This is a genomic window from Terribacillus saccharophilus, assembly GCF_002272075.1.
Classification (GTDB): domain Bacteria; phylum Bacillota; class Bacilli; order Bacillales; family Amphibacillaceae; genus Terribacillus; species Terribacillus saccharophilus_A.
Map to the genome: position 1 here is coordinate 46,990 of NZ_NPBJ01000002.1, position 23,008 is coordinate 69,997.

The 23,008-nt window shown below is 45.0% G+C and carries 23 protein-coding genes; 8 read left to right on the forward strand and 15 right to left on the reverse strand.

The window, feature by feature from the left end; translation table 11 throughout:
• Positions 1–57: 57 nt before the first annotated feature.
• On the reverse strand, positions 58–1,404 hold the full coding sequence (gene glyA, locus CHH48_RS00585; RefSeq protein WP_095217426.1) for a serine hydroxymethyltransferase: 1,347 nt from the start codon (positions 1,402–1,404) through the stop codon (positions 58–60).
• 142 nt (positions 1,405–1,546) lie between these two features.
• A complete protein-coding gene (locus CHH48_RS00590; RefSeq protein WP_095217427.1) occupies positions 1,547–2,200 on the reverse strand; it encodes a GntR family transcriptional regulator in 654 nt (217 codons plus the stop codon).
• Between the two features lie 169 nt (positions 2,201–2,369).
• On the opposite strand from CHH48_RS00590, the gene CHH48_RS00595 reads away from it, so the two are divergent.
• Together CHH48_RS00595 and CHH48_RS00600 are read left to right on the forward strand one after the other, a co-directional pair.
• The gene (locus CHH48_RS00595; RefSeq protein ID WP_095217428.1) at positions 2,370–4,073 is read left to right on the forward strand and encodes a DNA-binding protein; all 1,704 of its coding nucleotides are present in this window, start codon (positions 2,370–2,372) and stop codon (positions 4,071–4,073) included.
• Between the two features lie 64 nt (positions 4,074–4,137).
• Complete coding sequence (locus tag CHH48_RS00600) at positions 4,138–4,350, forward strand: DUF6366 family protein (RefSeq protein WP_095217429.1); 213 nt, start codon at positions 4,138–4,140, stop codon at positions 4,348–4,350.
• Between the two features lie 73 nt (positions 4,351–4,423).
• On the opposite strand, the gene CHH48_RS00605 is transcribed toward CHH48_RS00600, so the two are convergent.
• Both CHH48_RS00605 and CHH48_RS00610 read right to left on the reverse strand, forming a co-directional pair.
• Positions 4,424–5,617: an MFS transporter gene (locus CHH48_RS00605; RefSeq protein ID WP_095217430.1), complete on the reverse strand. Its 1,194-nt coding sequence runs from the start codon at positions 5,615–5,617 to the stop codon at positions 4,424–4,426.
• Between the two features lie 54 nt (positions 5,618–5,671).
• Positions 5,672–6,250 (reverse strand): metalloregulator ArsR/SmtB family transcription factor, encoded by a 579-nt coding sequence (locus CHH48_RS00610; RefSeq protein ID WP_095217431.1) that lies wholly within the window; start codon positions 6,248–6,250, stop codon positions 5,672–5,674.
• A 127-nt stretch (positions 6,251–6,377) separates the two neighbouring features.
• On the opposite strand from CHH48_RS00610, the gene CHH48_RS00615 reads away from it, so the two are divergent.
• Positions 6,378–7,259: a diacylglycerol/lipid kinase family protein gene (locus CHH48_RS00615; protein WP_095217451.1), complete on the forward strand. Its 882-nt coding sequence runs from the start codon at positions 6,378–6,380 to the stop codon at positions 7,257–7,259.
• Between the two features lie 15 nt (positions 7,260–7,274).
• On the opposite strand, the gene CHH48_RS00620 is transcribed toward CHH48_RS00615, so the two are convergent.
• On the reverse strand, positions 7,275–8,315 hold the full coding sequence (locus tag CHH48_RS00620) for an LCP family protein (RefSeq protein ID WP_095217432.1): 1,041 nt from the start codon (positions 8,313–8,315) through the stop codon (positions 7,275–7,277).
• A 146-nt stretch (positions 8,316–8,461) separates the two neighbouring features.
• On the opposite strand from CHH48_RS00620, the gene CHH48_RS00625 reads away from it, so the two are divergent.
• On the forward strand, positions 8,462–8,785 hold the full coding sequence (locus CHH48_RS00625) for a thioredoxin family protein (RefSeq protein ID WP_095217433.1): 324 nt from the start codon (positions 8,462–8,464) through the stop codon (positions 8,783–8,785).
• Between the two features lie 83 nt (positions 8,786–8,868).
• A complete protein-coding gene (locus tag CHH48_RS00630) occupies positions 8,869–9,084 on the forward strand; it encodes a hypothetical protein (protein WP_095217434.1) in 216 nt (71 codons plus the stop codon).
• Here the strand turns inward: CHH48_RS00630 and CHH48_RS00635 are convergent.
• Complete coding sequence (locus CHH48_RS00635; RefSeq protein ID WP_095217435.1) at positions 9,081–9,869, reverse strand: serine/threonine protein kinase; 789 nt, start codon at positions 9,867–9,869, stop codon at positions 9,081–9,083. The genes CHH48_RS00630 and CHH48_RS00635 overlap by 4 nt on opposite strands.
• Positions 9,870–9,994: 125 nt before the next feature.
• Here CHH48_RS00635 and CHH48_RS00640 point away from each other — a divergent pair, with 125 nt between their 5' ends.
• Together CHH48_RS00640 and CHH48_RS00645 are read left to right on the forward strand one after the other, a co-directional pair.
• Positions 9,995–10,834 carry an SPFH domain-containing protein gene (locus tag CHH48_RS00640; RefSeq protein WP_095217436.1) on the forward strand — a complete coding sequence of 280 codons (840 nt, stop codon included), beginning with the start codon at positions 9,995–9,997 and terminating at the stop codon, positions 10,832–10,834.
• 12 nt (positions 10,835–10,846) lie between these two features.
• Positions 10,847–11,011 (forward strand): Arc family DNA-binding protein, encoded by a 165-nt coding sequence (locus CHH48_RS00645; protein ID WP_095217437.1) that lies wholly within the window; start codon positions 10,847–10,849, stop codon positions 11,009–11,011.
• A gap of 29 nt (positions 11,012–11,040) precedes the next feature.
• Here CHH48_RS00645 and CHH48_RS00650 read toward each other — a convergent pair whose 3' ends face one another.
• The 9 genes from CHH48_RS00650 to ilvD form a co-directional block, all read right to left on the reverse strand.
• A complete protein-coding gene (locus CHH48_RS00650) occupies positions 11,041–11,982 on the reverse strand; it encodes a threonine ammonia-lyase (protein WP_095217438.1) in 942 nt (313 codons plus the stop codon).
• A gap of 62 nt (positions 11,983–12,044) precedes the next feature.
• Positions 12,045–12,626 carry a 3-isopropylmalate dehydratase small subunit gene (leuD, locus tag CHH48_RS00655; protein ID WP_095217439.1) on the reverse strand — a complete coding sequence of 194 codons (582 nt, stop codon included), beginning with the start codon at positions 12,624–12,626 and terminating at the stop codon, positions 12,045–12,047.
• A 12-nt stretch (positions 12,627–12,638) separates the two neighbouring features.
• Positions 12,639–14,054, reverse strand: coding sequence for a 3-isopropylmalate dehydratase large subunit (gene leuC / locus CHH48_RS00660; RefSeq protein WP_095217440.1), 1,416 nt, complete (start codon positions 14,052–14,054; stop codon positions 12,639–12,641).
• Positions 14,055–14,071: 17 nt separating this feature from the next.
• Entirely contained in the window at positions 14,072–15,157 is a 1,086-nt protein-coding gene (gene leuB, locus CHH48_RS00665) for a 3-isopropylmalate dehydrogenase (protein WP_095217441.1), read from the reverse strand.
• Positions 15,158–15,180: 23 nt separating this feature from the next.
• Positions 15,181–16,722 (reverse strand): 2-isopropylmalate synthase, encoded by a 1,542-nt coding sequence (locus CHH48_RS00670; protein WP_095217442.1) that lies wholly within the window; start codon positions 16,720–16,722, stop codon positions 15,181–15,183.
• Positions 16,700–17,746 carry a ketol-acid reductoisomerase gene (gene ilvC / locus CHH48_RS00675; protein ID WP_095217443.1) on the reverse strand — a complete coding sequence of 349 codons (1,047 nt, stop codon included), beginning with the start codon at positions 17,744–17,746 and terminating at the stop codon, positions 16,700–16,702. Before ilvC ends, CHH48_RS00670 begins: the two co-directional genes overlap by 23 nt.
• A 23-nt stretch (positions 17,747–17,769) precedes the next feature.
• Positions 17,770–18,294 (reverse strand): acetolactate synthase small subunit, encoded by a 525-nt coding sequence (gene ilvN / locus CHH48_RS00680; RefSeq protein ID WP_038559726.1) that lies wholly within the window; start codon positions 18,292–18,294, stop codon positions 17,770–17,772.
• Positions 18,291–20,024, reverse strand: a complete 1,734-nt coding sequence (gene ilvB / locus CHH48_RS00685) for an acetolactate synthase large subunit (RefSeq protein WP_095217444.1) — start codon at positions 20,022–20,024, stop codon at positions 18,291–18,293. Before ilvB ends, ilvN begins: the two co-directional genes overlap by 4 nt.
• 320 nt (positions 20,025–20,344) lie before the next feature.
• Positions 20,345–22,012 carry a dihydroxy-acid dehydratase gene (gene ilvD / locus CHH48_RS00690; RefSeq protein ID WP_095217445.1) on the reverse strand — a complete coding sequence of 556 codons (1,668 nt, stop codon included), beginning with the start codon at positions 22,010–22,012 and terminating at the stop codon, positions 20,345–20,347.
• Positions 22,013–22,414: 402 nt separating this feature from the next.
• Between ilvD and CHH48_RS19260 the strand changes: the two genes are divergently transcribed.
• Positions 22,415–23,008, forward strand: a 594-nt coding sequence (locus CHH48_RS19260) for an NTTRR-F1 domain (protein ID WP_141230039.1), incomplete at its 3' end; no start/stop codon positions are given.

Sequence of the window (23,008 nt, forward strand, 5' to 3'; positions counted from 1 at the left end):
AGGACCATGCGGTGAACTGTTATGTTCATCCGCTGGTCCTATTTTTGTTAGGAAACATCAGTCAAAGCAATATTGTATCTTTTGGTACGGTTTTCGGAATTCAATGACCTCTTTACGAATGTTTTCAGGTGATTTTTTATCCTCTAGTACAGCTAATATGAAGTCTGCTATTGTTTCCATGTCTTTTTCTTTCATTCCTAATCTCGTCACTTCTGTAGTCCCGATACGTAATCCGCTCGGATAATCCCAATCCTCTGGCTGGTCACTTGGAATGAGGTTTTTGTTCGTTATGATATTTGCTTGTCCAAGTTTTTTGGCGATGTCTAGTCCGTTACCATAAGCACGAACATCTGCAATGACCTGATGTGTACGTGTAAAGCCTTTATGTGCTCCGAGCATCGTTACCCCTCGCTCCTGCAAAGCATTTCCTAATGCTTGAGCATTTTTAACAATTTGAGCCATATAGTCTTCACCAAAAGCGAGGAATTCGGCAGCTGCTGCGGCTAAAGCGGCTACACGATTCACTTGGTGTGTTGCAGCAAGAGCAGGGAAGATCGCATCTGTTATAGGTTTGTTGATTTCTGGATCATTCCAAACGATGATCCCGCTTTGCGGTCCGCTGAATGTTTTACCGGCTGATCCAGTCATGATTACTGCGCCTTCGCGAAGCGGATCCTGGAATTGCCCGCCGCCGATTAGGCCAAGCTGGTGTGCACCATCAAAGAATATTTTTCCGCCCCATTCCGCTACAACGGCAGACATTTCTTTCAGAGGGAATGGAAATAAAGTCATCGATGCTCCGAGTGATACAAGTTTTGGTTTGATTTCACGCGCTCTTGCAGCGAAAGCATCTAAATCAACGGTTAGCTCGTTCGGATCCATTGGAACATCATAAACATTCAATCCGCGTATACCAGCAGGACCATCTTGACGGTTACTCGAATGACCTCCAGTTGGCTGCGGTATGGTCATGATATTATCGCCTGGCTTTGTTAATGCTGCATATACGGTAAGATTACCAAGCATACTTGCGACAAGACGGTGATCAGCGTAATTTGATTTGAATACCTTTTTTAGCAATTCTACGCAGAGGGATTCAATTTCATCGATATGTTTCGTCCCGGAAAACCAGCGCTGTGTAGAACCAATGTGACCTTCAGCTGCTCGGGTACCTACTTCTGACGATAAAAGGTTTCTGACTGTGGGACTAGTCGGTGCTTCAGGAGCGAGTAGGTTAAGACATTCCTCTCCGCGCCAAATGGCATTGCGCTCCACGGCATTGATTACTTCTTGCTGCATCAAGCGAGGGGATGAACATTTGTCGAGAATATCTCGCGCTTGTTGTAAAACGAATGGATCATGTACCTCAGACTGCAGAACTTGTTTATCACGAATAGTAACCATAAAAACTACCCCTTTCCCAAAACCAAAAACCAATATATCGGTTTGGTGATTTTGTGTAATCGTAGCATGGAACAGGAGACAGCACTATTATCTTGTAAGAAGAAATGCCAATAAAAATTAAAGCCGCTTAAAGAAAGCAGCTTTAATTTGAAATGTCACTTGTGAGCTGACTAGATAAGCTCAGCCAGTTTTGTTTCATTAATTCTGGTAGATCGGTTTTGTTATTTTTGATGGACTGGATAATGTCGTGATGCTGTTTCACTGAATTCATCCCATCAAGTTCATTGAACTTTAGGAGTTCCAACCGTCTGATTTTAGACATTAGCCGTTCGAGCGCAACCAAAATCTCTGGATTATTGGATGCAATGAGAATGACTTCATGAAATTGATCATCTAGCTGGATTGCCTCTAATCGCTTCGCATTTTTAATGGCCAACTCAAAATCGCCATTTATCTTTTCCATAATCACTGCATGTTCTTCGGTTAGATAAGGAATTGCCAGACGGGCAGCTAGCTCATGGAGTGAAGCTACAACAGTGAAGGCATCTCTTGATTGGCTATTGTCAACTAAGCTGACTTTCGTTTCAGAACCAGGAGAAGATACAATTAACCCCTCATCCTCTAATCGTTTTAATGCTTCTCTAACTGGAGTTCTGCTGACTCCGAATTCTTCTGCTAATACTTTGTCATTTACTCTTTCGCCAGGCTCAAGTTCTAAATTAATAATAGCGTTTCTTAATTGCTGATACACTTGATCACGTAATGATGTGCGATGGATTTGATTTATACTTTTCATAAAATCAATATATCACATTTGAAAAACTTCCATAATAATCAAATGGGACGAATCGGTAATTCTTGCTCAGCATCTCTTTTGCAGCTCTTATCATTAGCAGTCCTAAATACATGAAACATTTCTTTGCTTTATACCGTATAGTTAGTACGACAACAAAAGGAGGAACAGCATGATTTTTCTAATCGCTTTAGCCAGTTTGGCTGGCTTTTTCCTTATTGCTCTAGCTGATTTAGCAGCTGGAGGAGGAAAGGCAAAGCTTAAGCAGTACGTGGCAGCAGGTATTGCCGCTTATATCATACTAATCATTATCATCTACTTCGTATTACCAGCATTCATTATCCAAAATATCTTGTGGCTGAACACAATCGGTATCTTCTTTGCAGCTTTTCCGCTCTTTGGATCCAGAAAAATGGAGAAGAAAACGAAGAATACTGGTATTGCTTTGGCAGGGATTCTTTTAACAGTTGTTTTAGTCGGAGCAGTCGTTTGTGTAATTGCTAATTTTGCTGTCTACAAGTCTACTTATGATAATGTCGTCAAATCGACAGAGGAAGAAGCAAAACCACTCGATGAAGATAAGACACCAATTGCAATTGCACCTAGCTCGGTCCGGAACAAGATGAACAAAAAAATGAGCGTCGTACCGGATACACAGCTCTATCACCTCGGCAGTCTACAGACGCAGACAGTTGGCGGTACGAATGAATACATCGCACCTGTAGAATTTGACGGCTTCTTCAAATGGCTTAAAGGCGGGGAGACATCTGGGTACTTTGTTATTAATGCGACAGATCTAGGGGCGCAGCCTGAATTTGTAGAAAATAAATTGTCTTATGTACCATCTGCCTACTTCCACAAAGATTTACAGCGGATTATTTATTCCCGTTATCCTTCCTACATCCAAGAGGGTGAGGCACGCTTGGAAATTGATGAAGAAGGAAAAGCATGGTACGTTCAGACAGTCTACCAGCCAAAGCTTTTCACTAAAAAAGCGAATGGCGACGATATTAAGGTTGTCGTTGTGAACCCGTACAATGGAGAGTCGAAGATTTACGATGCTGATCAAGCACCTGATTTTATTGAGAATACGATTTCTCCAGAAATGGCTAGTAAGCTCAATACGTATTACGGGGAGTACAGCGGAGGATTTTGGAACCGTCACTTCGGCAAAGCTGGCGTGAAGATTCCGAACGATAATGGAACGGAACATGGTGTGACAGCAGTATTCGCCGAAGATGGCAGCATCCAGTACTTCACCGATTTCAAATCACCCAAAGAGAATATCGACTCTGCTCTTGGCTACTCGATGGTAGATGGCCGAACAGGGGAAGTGACATTTTTCGGTGGTGAGAAGAACAATGGTATCATGGATTCCTCTGGTGCAGTGCAAGTAGTCGAGAAGGAATATCCCGAGAAAAAGTGGGAAGGGAAAATGCCGGTACTATACAATATTGACGGCAATCCGACCTGGGTAGTCAGCGTGCTCGATTCCAATGGTATTTTCAAGCAGTATGCATACGTCCGAGCGGCTGATTCTGACTACGTCGTTTTTGGTGATAATGCGAAAAGTACATTGGAAGCGTATCGACTGCAGCTTAGCACAGATACGAGTACAGCAGAATCGACAGGTGATGCTCCTGTGCAGCAAGTGAGCGGAGAAGTGAATCGTCTCTTTATTTCCAGCGACAATGCCGGGGCGAAAACGATTCAATTCTTGCTGAAGGATCAGGATGTTATCTACAGCATTAACTCCACTGATGCGCCATATGCAATCTTTCTGAAAGAGGGAGACCAAGTCAGCTTCGAGGCTGCTATGCAGGATGGGGCAGCATCAGCAACGATAGAGCAGATTTCAATTGAAGGATTGAATTAAATTTAGCCAGCTTTCAAAGTGAAAGCTGGCTTTTTTAAAAGCAGATTGAAAGAGGGGTGCTGTTATGAGTAAAGAAAAAGAAACAGCTGAACTGCGAAGAGAAAGATTGAGACAAGAAGAAATAAAACGAAATACAACTGGAAATGTGAGCGATGCATTCAACAGAAGTGATAATGGAAACCTTGTAGATTTAGTAGGCGGTTTAAGCTGGAAGGTAACAGGGGGCATTTTGCTCGTTCTGATCGGCGTTATTACTGCATTTATATTCTTAAGATAAAAAGACCTCTTTTGGAGGTCTTTTCTAATGCAATTAACTTTCTACATAAGAAATGTGTCTGCATTACATATTCCTAAATCTTGCGAAAACTATTTTTCTGCAAGATTAATATACTGCTGAAAATAACAATACTTAAACTGGACACCAGCAGTATAGATACAATTGAAATATCCGCTATCAGCAGTAAGGATACGAGTCCGTAAGACAATGGAACCGAGCCGATGCTAACGAGCGTACTCACACTTAAAACCCTTCCAGTCAGGTGCTTCGGTACAACTCTCTGGATAAGACTGATGACGGGAACATTGATGGAAGAGACACAGATTCCGAGCAAGCATAGCAGGATACTAGAAAGAATGAAGCTTTTAGACTGGCTATACAAACCTAGGAGTATACCTTCTCCCAATAAAACTGCTGTTATCCAGCGCCCTTGCTTCTTTATTGTAAGCAGACCTAGCAGAATGCCGCCAATAATAATACCACCGGAAAAACTAATTTGAAGAAAACTTAATGTAAAAGCATCGCCGGTCAGTATGCTTTCGGCAAAGAGCGGAATACTCAGCATCAGCGGACCTATGTACAGTAAATTATCAATGACGAATGTCAGCATAAGCAAACGAAGGATGGGACTAGTCTTTATATATTGTAGTGCCTCCTGTATCTGTACAGAGATAGATACATCAGTTTGAATCACTTTACGAGGTTCCTTAATAGTCAATTGACAGAGACAGCTGAATAGTAGAAGGGTACAAATGATAGCGAATACTGTGGAGTAGGAAAAGTAAGATAATAACAAGGCTGCAGCTGGCGGACCAAGAACTACGCCGAGCTGGTTGATTGTCTGCATATATGCATTCGCTTTTGTTAAATACGCTTCTGGTATAAGCTGTGTGATGATAGCATCACGAGCGGGCCAGAAAAAAGCATCTGATATCCCAAATGTAACAGCAAAAAAGAGTAGTGGCAGAAGATGAAGCAAATTCTCCTCGGAAAGAAGCGCAGCGAGCAGCATCAAGATGCTCCGGCTCAAAAGGGAAAAGAAAATGATGCGGCTATTTCGTAGTCGATCAGCAAGCATCCCTCCGACAAACATAAAAATAACACGTGGCAGAGTCGTTGCCAGTAAAACTGCACCAACCAATTTTGGAACACCTAGTTCATTTACAACATACCACTGCTCGATTAGCAGATACATAGAAATAGAAAAGCTCGAAAAGATACTGGAAACTAGTAACATACGATAATTGTGATTCTGTAATAGCAGCATTTGTACCTCCTGATTTGATGAATATCTAATTAGTTTTGAAAAAGGAGGCTGCTCCTAAAAAGAAGCAGGCCACATTTCTTCCGGATTAAGCTGATATGTATTCCCATCACGGTAAATGAAATGATGCATGATCCATTCGCGACGAATGGTTGCATAATCCTCACAATATTTCTGGATGTAGGAATTCAGTTCTTGTTCTTCATATATATGATGTCGCTTTAGATGCTGGATCATATAAGCTAGAATTATCACGCGTTTTTTCTCCTGAGCTGGCAATTGCGTGAGCTTTCCATCTAAGGAAAAGAAGTTTTTAACTATCTTAAGTTTTTCTTCCGCTTCTAAATCTGCGCTCGGATGTTCACTTTCTTGACCAAGCTGCAGAATGCTGTTTGCAAGCTTTGTCAGTCGTGGTTCGTCCAAGTAAAAGTAGATTGTGTTGCCATCCCTGCGCTGATAGACAATCCCAACTTCTCTTAGCTTCGTCATATGATGTGTGATAGTAGGAGGCTTCAATCCTAGTTTATGCGCAATTGCCTGCCCATGAAGAGGACCCTTTTTCAAAACTGCAATAATGCGCATTCTTGTTGCATCCCCAACGGCTTTATGAAATCGGACTAACTTATCAAGCTGCATATTTTCATCTCCTTTAGATTAGGTTAACATCTAATTTGATAATTATCAAATTAATTTATTGTTTCATTATCTTCCTGTTAAGGGTATAAATTAGAAAAAAGAGAAAGAGGCGGAAGCTGTGCGGGCTATGCTGATTATCAATCCTTCATCAGGTAAGGAAAAAGCGATGCGATATGAGGAACAAGCGGTAGCGCTACTTGGCAAACGGCACGAACAAGTGGTGGTAAAGTACACTGAAAAAGAGGGGGATGCAACCGGATTTGCTGCGTCTGCTTGTGATGGTACATATAAAACGCTGCTGGCGATGGGCGGAGATGGGACGATCAATGAATGTATCAATGGGTTAGCCGAAAAGGAACAGCAGCCTAATTTTGCTTTTGTTCCGCTCGGCACAGTGAATGACTTCGCCCGTGCATTGCAAATACCGCGAAAACCAGAGCAAGCATTAGCTTTACTTGAGGACTATCATACAAAAGCAGTCGACATTGGTAAATTAGGTGATCGATATTTTATGAACGTGCTTGCTGTCGGTGTGATTGCAGAAGCAGTGTATGATGTAACACCAGAGGAGAAAAGCAAATATGGCCATTTTGCATATCTAATGGAGGGAGCGAAAGCATTCCGAGACAAGACACCTTTCCACATTAGTGTCCATACAGGTGAAAAGGAAGCGTATGATAACAAAGCATATATGATGCTAGTCGCATTGACAAACTCGGTAGCTGGATTCGAGAAGTTTGCCAAACAAGCTGAAGTAGATGATCATCTGTTTCATGTCTTTATTTTAAATGAATTGTCCATTCCAAAAGCAGCTAAGCTGATACCTGATATCTTCAAAGGTAACTTGGCATCCAATGAGCAAGTCACTTATTTCCAAGCTAAAGAACTCAGTGTTGCTTCTGATACGGAGCTTGTCGTCAATATAGATGGAGATGAAGGGGAGCCGCTGCCTTTTGAAGCCAAAGTTTTACCAGAAGAAATTCGTGTTGTCGTTCCAAAAGAAGTATAAAAAAACCTCGCCTTTTTAAGGCGAGGTTGTAGATGTAGTAGTTGTGTTATCAACAGCTGGCAATTCTAGCTGATCACGCATCGTCTGAGTAGCATTAGCCAATGATGTTGCATCAGGAAGGAAAGCGTATGCGTTATAGCCAGGGACAATTCCATTTCCGCCTTGGCCTTCGAGCTTCAGGCTTTCCACTGTTAGTTTGTTGTTCACACCGTAAGAGATAAAGCTCTTCATCTCGTCAAATGTCATGTTCGTCGTCATATTATCGCCAACAGCATCCAGTAGACTTGAATACTTAAGCACCGAACTCATGTCTGTCGCTTTATCCATCATCGCTTCGATGATCTGCTGCTGACGTTCACTGCGGGCAAAGTCACTATCTTGCTTACGTGTACGAGCAAGGGCTAGTGCTTCTTCTCCGTTCAAAGTTTGAACACCTGGCTGTAGGTGGATGGCACCTTTTTCATCCTTGGAGTTCATTTCATTCAGTTCATATGGTACGTCAACTGTAACACCATCTAATGCTTCGACAACGCTGATGAATGCCTCAAAGTTTACATCGATATAATAATCGACTGGAACCTGAGTCAGTTCTTCGACTGCTTCCACTGTTGCTGTAGGACCGCCGTTATACGAACCGTTTATTTTTGTGTTGCGTTCAAGATAAGGTACGTAGGTATACGTATCACGTGGAATGCTCAGCATTTTAATACTTTTATCATCTTTATTAAATGTAGCAAGAATCATCGTATCAGAACGTTTACCGATATTGTCTTGTTCACGTTTTTGGCTTGAATCAGATCCAATAAACAAGACGCTGACGCTATCTTCGGCAGGATCTACTGCACTGTCGCGAAGAGATGATTTGTCACGGCCATCATCTACGAAAGAATCATTGGCCAAATTACCTGCTTTTACATAAAGATAACCAGCATATGCTGCCGGGATGAGAATCAAAAGTAATACAATAATAAATATATTGCGGATAACGCGCTTCTTGCGGGATTTCTTCCGCTTTTTCTGTGAGCGGCGCAACTCCTGTTTATCGTCTTTTGCCATATATGTGTTTCTCCTTTAATCTGCTAATCTAGAATTTTGTCAAAATATGTTTGAATATCCCCAGAGTCTACTATATCATATCATTCGCCATCGAGGGGTATGATTCTATATGATGGAGGAAACAACCAATAAAGCAGGTGGATAGAATGAAATTGCATAGCATCGACAACGTGGAAAGTTTTATCAGTACGAATAGACTTGCTGTCTTATTCATCTCCTCACCAGGGTGCAGTGTCTGTCAGGCCTTGCTACCGCGAATAGAGGATATGCTGCAGACACATCCACAAGTCGAACTGGGATATGCAGATGCCAGTGAGGTGCCGGAAGTTACAGGGAAATTTCTTGCATTTGGAGCACCGACTATCCTGGTATTTGCAGAAGGGAAAGAACAGATCAGAGAAGGCCGGTTTATTCGATTGGAGGAGTTTGAGAATAGATTGGAAAAACTCATTGCGATGACAAATTATTAAGAATTTGTAAAGAAACGTACTTCTTGAAACTAACATGGTATCATTTGCGTAAATAGACAAGTTGCTTTTAGGGAGGGAAATCTATGTTCAAGAAATTCATCCGTAAAATAAAAGAATCCGCAGGTGGCAGCAGCCATCGCCGCGGCAGAAGATATGATTCCAGCGGCCATCGCGGTCGCCGCTACGACTCCAGTGGTTATCGAGGACGTCGAGGCTCTAGCGGCAGCAGCGGCTATGGCCGTAATCGTTATGGCGGGAGCAGCCGGTACAAGCGACGTGGGTATGGAAGCAGCAGTTAATCTGCTGCTTCTTTTGTTTTTCTTAAGGCATCAATTGTCTCGGATACAGAAGGGAAGGGTTCCTGGATGCCTAATAATCTCTCAAGCACATGCTTACATGCGGGTGATAAAGTGAGCTCTTCCGTCCAAGGGAGAGCTTTTTTAGTTGTTTTTTCAAAAGTGGTGTACAAAAGATAAAGCAGGATATCACCTAAATCGAACAGATCTTGTTCCAGACGACTTTGCTCCTCCAAACTCTTTGGACCGCTGAACTGCTTCGCAAGACCAAAGTCGATAAGGGAAGCATGTCCAGCTGCTAACATGACATTCGGAATGCGGATATCACCGTGGTAGATACGACGTGTATGCAGATAGTCTACAACTTGAGCAACATCGATAGTCAAAGCAAGTGCTTCTTTTTCGTAATATTGCTTTTTTGTATCAAAAATATGCTGCTCCAGATTTTCACCGGAAACAAAATCCATGACGAAGAAATAGCCGTCATCCGTGTGGAAGAAGGAGCTGGCAGACGGAATGGAAGGATGCTTGAGTTCACTGAGCAACTTATACTCCTGCTGAAACATTCGAAAATATTTCTTCCGCCCTTGCCGGCTGCGGCGGAGCTGTTTCACTGTACATGTTTTCTGCTGGATACTATCAACGCACAGATAAGTAGTACCATAGCTGCCGGAGCCGAGTTTACGGATGACGCGGTACCTCTCGGCAATATACGCCCCTTGAGGATATTTTTTATCTACAAGGAAGCGGTGCAATAATCGAAACGGTCTGAAGACCTGATATAACATGTGAATTCCCCGATCTTTTTTCTTTAAGTATATATGCTTGTCTGCGGGTTGCAAAGTGTGTTGTCAGAATATATAATAATATTAAAGTGATATCACTTTAATATTAAAATGTAGGAGTGACGTGTATGAAAGAAAAGCAAGCTGCTTCCTTAAATGGTTTCCTCGGGGTGCTGATCATCCTAGCTTGTGCAGGCGCTGGTATTTTCAGTTTGACACAGGAGGCTATCGTTTTGGCCGTCGTTCTCTTCCTTGTTGCTGTATTGCTGGTAACTGGAATCGTGATTGTACCTCCTAATCAAGCCTACGTCGTGACTTTCTTCGGTAAATATATCGGTACAATTCGTGCCAATGGTTTGTTCCTGACTATTCCTCTAACAACGAGACAGCGGATTACTCTGCGTATCCGTAACTTCAACTCTAAGACTCTAAAAGTAAATGACATAGAAGGGAACCCGATTGAAATAGCTGCAGTGATTGTGTATCGTGTAGTAGATACAGCAAAAGCGGCGTTCAATGTAGATGATTACGAGGAATTTGTCGCAATCCAAAGTGAAGCTGCAGTCCGTCATATCGCTTCAAATTATCCATATGATAATTTCAACGAATCTGGGTTTTCTCTGCGTGAGAATGGGGATGAAATTACTGGTAAACTGCAGGCTGAACTGGAAGCGCGGCTAAATGAAGCTGGAGTGGAAGTGATGGAGGCACGTTTTACGCATCTTGCTTACTCAACAGAAATAGCCCAAGCAATGCTACAGCGCCAGCAAGCAGCAGCAATCATTGCTGCCCGCAAGATGATTGTAGAAGGAGCAGTCGGAATGTCAATGGATGCTGTGGAAGCTTTGAACGAAGGAGATTTGGAACTAGATCCAGAGCGCAAGGCGCAGATGGTGAATAATTTGATGGTGGCCATTGTTTCCGATCGCGGGACACAGCCCGTCGTGAACAATGGATCACTATATTAAAGCAGGGGTCATATGGCAAAAAAGAAGAGTTTTCCGCTACGCATCAACCAGGATATCTATGACATGGTACAGAAATGGGCAGATGATGATTTTCGCAGTGTGAATGCTCAAATCGAATATTTGCTTCGGGAACAGCTGAAGCAAGCAGGCAGACTGAAGCCGGAAAAGGAAAAATAGAGCAGGAAGCAAAAGCTTCCTGCTCTTTCTTATGCCATGCTGTTGGCGGGGAGATGCATAGTTAGTGCATGCAGCTCAGACAGCTTCTGAAGATCGAAGTTCCCACCGCTGATGACGATGCCGCAATGATCGGAACGAATACTCTGATGATGGCGCATCAGTGCTGCAAAGCCAGCAGCGCCTGCACCTTCTGCGAGTGTCTTGTGCCTTTCAAGCAACTGCAGGACACTGGCAGCTATATCACGCTCTGAAACAGTGACGATATCATCCACATATTGCTGTATAAGTGGCAATGTCACTTTACCTGGCTCATTGACTGCAATACCTTCGGCAATTGTCGTACAAGCAAGGGATGGTATCAAATGTTTGTGGAACGCATGATAGGTAGCACACACTGCTTCCGTTTGCACACCGATGACTCGAATCGAAGGCTTGATTTGCTTGGCGGCAAAAGCGATACCGCTAATCAGACCGCCGCCTCCGATCGGAACGATGAGCGTGTCGAGCTCTGGTTGATCTGCCAGCATTTCTACGGCAATAGTGCCCTGTCCGGCGATGATATCTATGTCATCGAACGGATGGATAAAAGTACCACCAGAGTGTTGCTGCTCTTTTTGGGCAGCAAATAGCGCCTCCTGGAACGTTTCGCCTGCTAACTCAACCGTTGCGCCATAACTTTTAGTTGCTTCTACTTTCGGCTTCGGCGTATGAATCGGCATGTAGATCTTAGCGGGAATGCCGCGTTTGGCTGCTGCAAGAGCGACACCTTGGGCATGGTTGCCGGCAGACGCAGCAATAACACCGCGCTTCGCATCCTCTTCGTTCATGCTGCCAATTTTAAAGCTGGCTCCGCGTGCTTTGAAGGCACCGGTTTTTTGCTGGTTCTCCATCTTCAGATATACGTTCCTGCCCACCAATTTGTCCAGTGAAGTGGACGTCCTAATCGGCGTATGATGTACCAAACCCTTCAAATAAGCTGTAGCTGCTTCTATCTTTTTCTGACTTAAGCAATCCCCAATGCCTTCACACTCCTTTAATGTGTCTGTTCAAATTGTGTTATACGATCAGCATAACTTAAGGTTATGCCAATCTCGTCTAGTCCATTTAAAAGCATATGTTTATTATAGGCAGGAATGTCAAAGGCTGCCTCAAAACCTAGCTTATCATATACTTTCTGATTTTCCAGATCTATTGTTAGTGTATAAGAATTCTTTTCTGCCTGATTGAGCAAGTAGTCTATTTGCTCCTCGGAAAGTTTGATAGATAGAATCCCATTCTTTGTCGTATTATTATAGAAAATATCCGCAAAACTAGGTGCAATAATCACCTTGAAACCATAGTCTAAGAGGGCCCAAGGGGCATGTTCGCGAGATGAACCGCAGCCGAAATTGTCACCGCTGATCAAGACGGAAACACCTTCATATTTCGGCTGATTCAAGGTAAAGTCTGCGCGTGGCTTGTCATTTTCATCGAAACGCCAGTTATAAAAGAGAAATTGCCCGAAACCTGCCCGTTCAATACGCTTCAAAAATTGTTTTGGTATGATCTGGTCTGTGTCGACATTGCGTTTGGGCAATGGATAAACAAGTCCATTATGTGTTTTGATAGGTTCCATTTTCTTTCCTCCTTACACAGTTGGTGCAACTGCCTGTCGGATATCGACAAAGCGGCCTTCGATTGCTGCTGCCGCGGCCATTTCCGGACTGGCTAAATGGGTACGGGCTCCAGTACCTTGACGCCCCTCGAAATTACGATTCGAGGTAGAAGCACAGCGTTCGCCAGCTGGCACGACGTCTTCATTCATTGCCAGACACATACTACAGCCTGCATCTCGCCACTCAAATCCTGCATCTTGGAAAATCTGATCCAAACCTTCTTGTTCAGCTTGCATCTTGACAGTGAACGAGCCTGGTACGACCATGGCACGGACAGAAGGGTGGACCTTCCTTCCCTGAATGACACTTGCTGCCTTACGCAAATCTGTAATCCGTGAGTTCGTACAGGATCCGATGAAAACATGCTGGATTTCAATGGAAGTCAGCTGTTGGTTCGCCTCCAAACCCATATAGGCAAGTGCTTGCTCAACAGAAGCTCTTTCGTCCTTATCCTCAATAAGCGCTGGGTCCGGGACACTTGCAGATATAGGTAGACACATACCAGGATTCGTCCCCCAAGTAACTTGCGGTTCGATCTCTGATGCATCTAAATAAACGGTGTGGTCATAGACAGCTCCGTCATCTGTAGCAAGGTTCTTCCACTCGGAGACAGCTGCTTCGAAATCAGAACCTTCCGGCGCATATCTTCTGCCGCGCAAGTATTCGAACGTCGTCTCATCCGGGCTGATCAAGCCAGCTCTAGCACCTGCTTCAATAGACATGTTACACACGGTCATTCGTTCCTCCATGGATAAATCGCGGATGGCTTCGCCGGTATACTCGAGCACATAGCCGGTTCCAAATTTGACGCCGAATTTCCCGATTATTGCCAAGATCAAGTCTTTCGCTGTCACGCCAGTTCCTAAGGAACCTTCAATATGCACGTTCAGTGTTTTTGGTTTGTTTTGCCAAAGTGTCTGTGTAGCAAGAACATGTTCCACTTCGCTCGTACCGATACCGAATGCTAAAGCTCCGAATGCTCCATGGGTAGAGGTGTGGCTGTCGCCGCATACAATTGTTTTGCCGGGCTGCGTAAGTCCGAGCTGCGGGCCGATGACATGCACGATACCTTGATCCGGATGGTCGATATCGGCTAGGCGGATACCGAATTCAGCGCAATTGGACCGGAGTGTTTCCATTTGTTTTCGCGCGACCTCATCACGAATGATCGGACGATGGATCGTCGGTACGTTGTGATCGACAGTTGCATATGTGCGTTCCGGCTGCCGTACTTTCCGACCTGCCAGACGCAGCCCTTCAAAGGCCTGCGGAGATGTCACCTCATGCACAAGGTGCAAGTCGATATACAAGAGATCCGGCTTATCCGCCTCCTGTACAACAGTATGTTTTTCCCATATCTTTTCGATAATTGTCTTAGGTTGCTTCATTGTTCTCAGGTCCTTTCTTAAGAACTCACTTTTGCTGCCGTCAGCTGCTCGATGACGAGGGAGGTCATTTCTTGGGTACCGACGATTCTTTCAGGATTTACTTGCATATCTTGTGTTCCGTAACCGCTTTGCAGCACATCGTCAACAGCTGCTTCCACAGCAATGGCTTCTCTTTCCATTTCAAAGGAATAACGAAGCAGCATCGCGGCTGAAAGAATAGCTCCAAGCGGATTGGCAATATCCTTGCCGGCTATATCCGGAGCGGAGCCATGGACTGGCTCATACAAACCGAGCTGATCCTCACGCAAGCTGGCAGAAGGGAGGAGGCCGAGTGACCCGGTAAGCACGGATGCTTCATCGCTCAGGATATCTCCGAATAGGTTTTCGGTGACAATGACATCGAAGTAGGTTGGGTTCGTAATGAGTTTCATTGCTGTAGAATCTACGAGCATATGCTCAACCGAAACTTCTGGGTAGTCCTTGCTTTTTTCATCGACGATTTCACGCCATAGCTTGCTGGATTCGAGTACATTTGCTTTATCGACGGAAGCTAAACGTTTATCCCGGAGCATAGCACTCTGGAAACCTGTCTCGACAATCCGTTCGATTTCGCTTTTTTCATAGTGCAAGGTGTCGACAACGGTTTGACCATTATCTCGACGTTCACTTGGAAGGCCAAAGTAAAGCCCGCCGGTCAACTCCCTTACGATCAGTAGATCGCTTCCTGCTACAATTTCCTGCTTGAGCGGAGAACTAGCAAGCAGAGAAGGGAAGGTTTTTACCGGACGCAAGTTAGCAAATAGGCCTAGGCCCTTGCGCAGCTGGAGCAGTCCTTTTTCCGGCCGCAGTTGAGGAGGCTGCTGATCCCATTTTGGTCCTCCTACAGCACCAAGTAAAATAGCATCTGTATCCTTACAAGCTTGAAGGGTGTCTGCTGGCAGTGGTTCCCCTAATGTATCAATGGCAGCACCGCCAACCATCTTACTCGTGAAGATGAAGTTGTGGGAAAAGATGTCGGCCACTTGCTGCAGGACAGAAGCAGCGGCTTCTGTCACAGCAGGACCGATTCCATCTCCCGGAAGCAGTACGATATTTTTTTGCATAGTTAACACTCTCCAGGTCAGGTTTAGATTAATGCTTGAACCTTTTTCATTGTTGCAGCACGCAAAGCGCGGTTCACGCCGTTAACAAAAGCATGGCTCGAGGCTTTCAGTACATCATTCGCTGTGCCTCGGCCAGTGAAGGGATCGCCGTCGACTTGGAGCTGCACATGCACTTCAGCGAGAGCGTCTTCACCTTTACCGACAGAATGAATGCGGTAGTCGGTGAGTGTTACTTGTTCATCAATTAAAGCAGCCAATGTATTGTAGATAGCTTCGACTGTTCCGTGTCCGGTCCGAGCGGTTTCCTTGATACCATGATCTGGTGTCTGCAGGGCAATTGTTGCAGTCGGCAGATTTTGTGGACCCATGGTTACTTGAAGAGCTTTTACTTCATACGTTTTCACTGGGTCGTGTTTTGTCTGGACATCTAGTGCTATGGTAAAGAGATCATCATCGGTGATTTCTTTCTTTTTGTCTGTCAGGCGCTTGAAGCGTTCGAATGCTTCCTGCAGTTGTGTTTCAGAAAGACCAAAACCAAGTTCTGCAACCCTAGTATTGAAAGCATGCCGGCCGGAATGCTTTCCGAGTACTAGATTGGTAGCATTCATACCGACTAGTGCCGGCGTGATGATTTCATAGGTTTCCGCATGCTTTAGCATCCCGTCCTGGTGGATGCCAGATTCATGGGCGAAAGCATTATCGCCAACGATTGCTTTGTTGCCTGGGACAGTCATACCAGTCAATTTGCTGATCAAGCTGCTGGTCCGCTTAATTTCATGCAGAACCATGCGAGAGGAGTGCTGGTACGTATCTTTCCGGATATGAAGGGCGACAGCAATTTCCTCAAGTGCTGCATTCCCGGCCCGTTCTCCAATGCCGTTCACCGTACCCTCAATTTGGGTTGCGCCATTTTCAATTGCGGCAATGCTGTTAGCAACGGCCATTCCCAAATCATCATGACAGTGTGCTGATAGATCAGCTTTCTCGATATTCGGAACGTGTTCTTTCATATAGGCAAACATTCTGCCGTACTCGGCGGGTGTTGCATAACCAACAGTATCAGGCAAGTTTACAACTGTCGCACCAGCATCTATGACAGCTTCAACGACTTGGGCAAGGAAGGGAAGCTCAGATCTGGAAGCATCTTCTGCAGAAAATTGGACGATTGGGAACCGTTCCTTTGCATAAGTGACCATCTCGACAGCAGTTTGAAGTACTTCCTCCGGCGTCTTTTTCAGCTTATATTCCATATGAATAGGGGAGGTAGCCAAGAAGACGTGGATTCTCGGATGCTCTGCATCCTTCAATGCTTCCCAAGCGGTATCGATATCGCTTTGTTTAGCCCGGGCTAAGGCTGTGACAGCAGTTGTCTTAATGGTTCGGGCAATTTCTTGAACAGCGAGGAAATCACCCTCGGAAGAAGCGGGGAAGCCCGCTTCCAATACATCCATTCCGAGGCGCTCCAGCTGACGGGCGATTTCAAGCTTTTCCGGTTTGTTTAGATTGACTCCTGGTGTCTGTTCGCCGTCGCGCAGTGTTGTATCAAAAAATTTTATTTGAGCCATGGACGATCACTTCCTCAGCGGATTGATTTTTCTTGCCTTGTTTGACGAATGGCATCAATTCGCGGAGCTCGCGGCCGACTGTTTCGATCTGATGGTTTGTTTCTTTTGCATTGATTGCATTGAATTGCGGACGGTTCGCTTGGTTTTCCAAGATCCAGCCTTTCGCGAAAGCACCGTTTTGGATATCTTCCAATACTTCTTTCATGCGAGCCTTCGTTTCGTCATTAACAACTCGCGGACCGGAAACGAAATCGCCCCATTGAGCTGTATCAGAGATACTGTAACGCATGCCCTCGAGACCATCCTCATACATAAGGTCAACAATCAATTTCAATTCATGCATACATTCAAAGTAAGCAACTTCCGGCTGGTAACCTGCTTCTGTCAATGTTTCGAAGCCCGCCTTGACAAGGCTCGTTAGTCCGCCGCAAAGGACTGCCTGCTCACCGAACAAATCAGTCTCTGTTTCTTCCTGGAATGTTGTTTCCAAGATGCCTGCACGACCTGCTCCGATACCTTTGGCGTATGCCAGCGCAACTTCTTTTGCTGTTCCGCTCACATCCTGATAGATACCGAATAGGGCAGGTACACCAGCTCCTTCTGTAAAGGTACGGCGAACAAGATGACCAGGACCTTTTGGTGCTACAAGGAATACATCCACATTAGATGGAGGAGAGATTTGGTTGAAATGAACGTTGAAACCATGTGCAAAAACAAGGGCATTTCCTGTTTCCAGGTTCTTCTCAATGCTCTCTTTATATACAGCAGGCTGTAGTTCATCTGGAACGAGCATCATGATGATATCCGCTGCTTGAGCTGCTTCAAAAGCAGAACGCACATCATGGCCATCTTCGATTGCTTGATCCCACGATTTACCTTGCCTTACTCCGACAACAACATCAAATCCGCTTTCTTTCAGGTTTTGCGCGTGAGCATGGCCTTGAGAGCCATAACCGATAACTGCGATTTTTTTACCTTTCAATACCTCTTCTTGAATGTCATTGTGATAGATAACTTTTGCCATTGTTCAGTCATTCCTCTCCATTTTTAATTGGTTATAAGTGAATACGTGTTTCCATCCGCAGCTTGCGGCTGATGCCCACGTAGGAAGGCCGTTACACCAGTTCTAGTCAATTCCTTGATTCCATAAGGCCGGACCAGCTCGAGGAAGGCCTCGATTTTATCCGAATCACCAGTTACTTGAACAATCATGCTGTCTTTGCTGATATCAACTGCACTGGCTCGGAAAGGAGCAATGATACTTTGCAGCTCATTCCGGCTGGCAGGGGGGCAGACAACTTTTACGAGTGCCAGTTCCCTAGCGACTATAGCGTGATCGGTAATATCAGCGACTTTCAGTACATCAATCTGCTTATGAAGCTGTTTTGTGAGCTGTTCCAGCTTCTGCATGTCTTCCACTTCAACGACGAAAGTCATTCGGCTGATTTGCTCCACCTCGGTTTTGCCGACCGAAATACTATCGATATTGAATTGTCTTTTCTGCATCAGACCGGTTATTCGGTTCAGCACACCGCTCCGATTTTGAACGGTTGCCGTAATGATACGTTTCATCGACTCACTCCAATCATTTCGTGCAGCCCTTTTCCAGGTGCGATCATCGGGAATACATTCTCCTGACGCAACACACGGCAATCAATAACAACAGGTTCGTCGGATTGAAGTAGGGAAGGTAGCTCTGCTACTAGCTGCTCCTGTGTTTCCAGGCGTACACCTTTAATGTCGTAGCTATCTGCCAACTTGACGAAGTCTGGCTGGATATCGAGCAGTGATTCGGAATATCGTTCCTGATAAAAGAATTCCTGCCATTGTCTTACCATGCCAAGACTTTGGTTGTTGACAATCAATACCTTAACTGGCAGCTTTCGCTCCTGCAGGACGGAAAGCTCCTGCATCGTCATTTGAAAACCGCCATCTCCGACTACACTGATAACCCTACTGTCTGGACTTGCCAGCTGAGCTCCGATGGCCGCTGGAAAACCAAATCCCATTGTGCCGAGCCCGCCAGATGTAACCCAACGATTCGGCCGGTCAAAGCCATAATATTGTGCTGTCCACATCTGATGCTGTCCGACATCAGTTGTAATAATGGCATTACCTTCGGTTGCTTTGTGTACTGCCTTCATAACCCATTGCGGGATAAGATCCTGAGCTGGATTGTTATACCAAAGCGGATATTCTTCCTTGTAATCCTGCAGATGATTTCGCCAGGATTCGGTATCTGGCAGTTCTGCTTCTACTGTTAGCAGTTGTTTCAGTGCAGCTTTTGCATCTGCCACAACTGGAATACTAGTAGGAATGATCTTACCGATTTCAGCGGGATCGATATCAATATGTGCGATTGTTGCTTGTGGCGCGAAGTGCTCCAAATTTCCAGTAAGTCTATCATCGAATCGAGCTCCGACGTTGATCAGTAAATCGCATTCATATAGGCCGCGGTTGGCTGCATATGTTCCATGCATACCTGCCATGCCGAGAAATTGCGGTTCACTGGCAGGGAATGCTCCAAGTCCAAGCAGTGTGGAGGCGACAGGAAGCTGAAAACGCTTTGCGAATGCCTGGACTTCTTCAGATGCTTTTGCATGCAGAATACCTGCACCTGTTAGTAAAATTGGGCGTTTGGCCGTCGAAATCGCATGGATCAGCTTTTTGATCTGATTGTTATTTGGCTTCATAGTCGGCTGATAACCTGGAAGGTGAATCGGTTCCTCAGCAGCCGCTGTTTGGTAAACTTCTCCCGAAATGTCCTTAGGGATGTCGATTACCACAGGTCCTGGACGGCCAGTTGTTGCGATATAAAACGCTTCTTTAATAATGCGCGGCATATCTTCCTGCTTTTGAACTTGATAGTTGTGCTTCGTAATCGGAGTAGTGATTCCCATCACATCTGATTCCTGAAAAGCATCTGTTCCGATAACACTTCTTCCTACTTGGCCAGTGAATACAACAAGCGGCAGGGAGTCCATCATGGCATCGGCAATTCCGGTGATAAGGTTTGTTGCACCAGGTCCTGATGTTGCAATCACAACCCCTGGTTTTCCGGAAACACGAGCATATCCTTCAGCAGCGTGTATGGCTCCTTGTTCATGTCGTGTCAAGATGTGCTGGAATCGAGGTTCTGCTCTGTATAGGGCATCGTAAATCGGAAGTACGGCTCCTCCCGGATAGCCGAAAATTGTATCGACACCTGCTGCTTGCAGCGCTTCTACGAATAAATCAGCACCTGTCTTCGGAACTTCGGCAGCGGGCTTTCTTTCTTGTACGGCTTGTGCCTTCACCTTCATGGTTATATCCCTCCAATAGATTTTGTTATATAAAAAAAGCCTTTTTTCTCCATTCAAGCAATCTAGCAAGAAATGGGGAAAAAAGACTTTGCTTTTCTCGGTACCACCCAAGTTCACAGCTTCCTTACGGTAAACTGCCTTGTGGAGCTGAAAATACCAGCTCCGTTTTGGTAACAGGTGCCGTACACCTGGCTCAGCCTACTGTAATTCAGCTTCGCGCTCAGGGAAGAGAGATGACGGATTATATTGCCAGGCTTCCAGCGTCCCTGACTCTCTGTAAATATAATGCTTCCGTCTCTATGGTCCCGTCTTCGTTTTGGTTATATTTTCATCACTCCGCCAGTATTGGCTGAGGTTACAAGCTTTGCGTATTTTGCTAAATAACCTGTTTTGATTTTAGGTTCAGGCTGTTTCCAATTCTGTCGGCGTGTATCCAGAACATGTTCATCCACAAGCAATTCTATGCTGCGTGTTTCCAGATCAATCAAAATTGGATCACCGTTTTCAACAAATGCTATCGGTCCGCCTTCTGCAGCCTCTGGAGAAATATGTCCGGCAGAAATGCCGCGGGTTGCACCAGAGAAGCGACCATCTGTGATCAAAGCGACCTCTTTAGCTAACCCGCGTCCCGCAATAGCGGAAGTAGGGGAGAGCATCTCTGGCATCCCAGGTCCGCCTTTTGGACCTTCGTAACGAATGACAACGACATGTCCTGCCTGCACAGTTCCATTTGTGATTCCTTCCTGAGCCTCATCCTGTGAATCGAAGACAATCGCTTCACCGAGGAATTTCTTTATGGAAGGATCGACAGCTCCAACTTTGATTACACTGCCATCGGGCGCCAGGTTGCCGTACAGTATACTGAGACCGCCAACTGGGCTGTATGGATTATCCAATGGACGGATGACTTCTTTATTCAAAATCTCGTAATCTTCTACATTCTCTGCGATGGTTTTACCTGTTATGGTGATGCGTTCCTTATGAAGGAGACCATCAATCTTACACAACTCATTGATAATGGCGCTGACACCACCAGCAAGGTGAACGTCATGCATCGAATAATCCGATGCCGGGCTGATTTTAGAGAGGTAAGGAACCTTCTCTGCAATCTTATTGATATCAGCCAAATCGTAATCAATGCCAGCTTCATGGGCGATAGCAATAGTATGGAGTACTGTATTGGTTGATCCTCCCATAGCCATATCTAAAGCGAATGCATTATCGAATGTTTCCTTTGTCATAATGTCTCGTGGACGAATATCCTCTTTTACAAGCCGGATTAGATGTCTGGCGGCTTCATAAATCAACTCATGCCGTTCGTCGGATGTAGCGAGCAGTGTTCCATTTCCAGGAACGGTCATACCGAGCATCTCCATTAGGCTATTCATAGAGTTTGCCGTGAACATACCGGAACAGGATCCGCAAGTCGGACAAGCAAGCGTCTCGATTGTCGCTAATTCCTGTTCGGTCATTGTACCGTTTTGAACTGCGCCTACACCTTCGAACATGGATACTAGGTTAAGTGGTTTCCCATCTGGACTTACTCCAGCTTCCATTGGACCTCCGGAAACAAAGACAGAAGGGACATTCGTCCTTGCTGATGCCATCAGCATACCCGGTGTGATCTTATCACAATTTGGTATATAGAAGACGCCGTCGAACCAATGCGCCTGTATGACAGTCTCTGCGCTATCCGCAATAATCTCCCTGCTTGGCAAGCTGTAACGCATGCCGATATGACCCATTGCGATACCATCATCAACACCAATTGTATTGAATTCGAATGGGATACCGCCTGCTTGGCGGATTGCGTCTTTTACTACTTCAGCGAATTTGTTTAAATGCATGTGTCCTGGAATGATATCGATGTAGGAGTTACATACACCGATGAATGGTTTTCCTAAGTCAGACGTTTTTACACCGGTCGCATGCAGCAAGCTGCGGTGCGGAGCGCGGTCAATCCCTGTTTTGATCATGTCACTACGCATTGGATCAAAACACCTCCCAGTTGCAAAAGTTCTCTTTCTCTTTACATGATGAGTAAGAATTGAATAATTTGAAAATTCATTTATTTGATTGATTGTCAGTTATCATAACGCCTAACACAAGCTAGGTCAACAGCTTATTGGATAAATTTTCAGATTCTTTAAACCATTCAAATAACTTGTAAGCGCTACCAATACTTTAGCGCAGGGCATGATTGTTAGAAAATCTGGCAAAAAACTTTTTTATAGCCCTTGTTTTTGTAAATAAGACGACTTGTACATAAATGGAAAACTTATAGGAATATAGGTCAAACAAGGGTCCACGAAGCATTTCTTTTGAATAGTTATAGGAGAGAAATTATGAAAAGGAATGCGTAAATTATTTGAAGGAGGCAGAAGAATTCGATGCCCAACCAGAACATCGTAGAAAACGGAGGATTCGAATCTGGCAGTCTGGTACCTTGGGTCTCGTCCTTTGCATCAATCACGCAGCAATTTGTCCATAGTGGGAACTTTGCTGCAGAGCTTGATGGAGGACAGAACGTTGCTTATCTAGCACAATATGCTATACCGGCCATCCCGGGAAACAGTTACTCTTTATCACTATATCTAGCTAAGGACAGTGAATTGGCCGCACCGTCAGTACAGATTCAGATAATCTTTTTGAATGAGGCTTTTCAGACTACTGGAACGGGGCTATTTCAGGCTGTCTCGGCAGAAAATATTCCTTTTGCTGGACAAGGCAATTGGGCGACAGTAACAGCAACCACTGAAATTGCCCCTCCAGGCACAACGCAAATATATTTGTTAATTAATACACTGCCGGCCCCTGCTGCAGCTGACGTTTTAGTCGATGATGTGAGTGTAGTAGCTGAAGGAGGAGTACCAACAGGACCAACAGGGCCGACCGGCATCACTGGAGCAACAGGACCAACCGGAGCGACCGGAATAACTGGAGTAACAGGTGCAACCGGCTCAACGGGCATCACAGGAGCAACA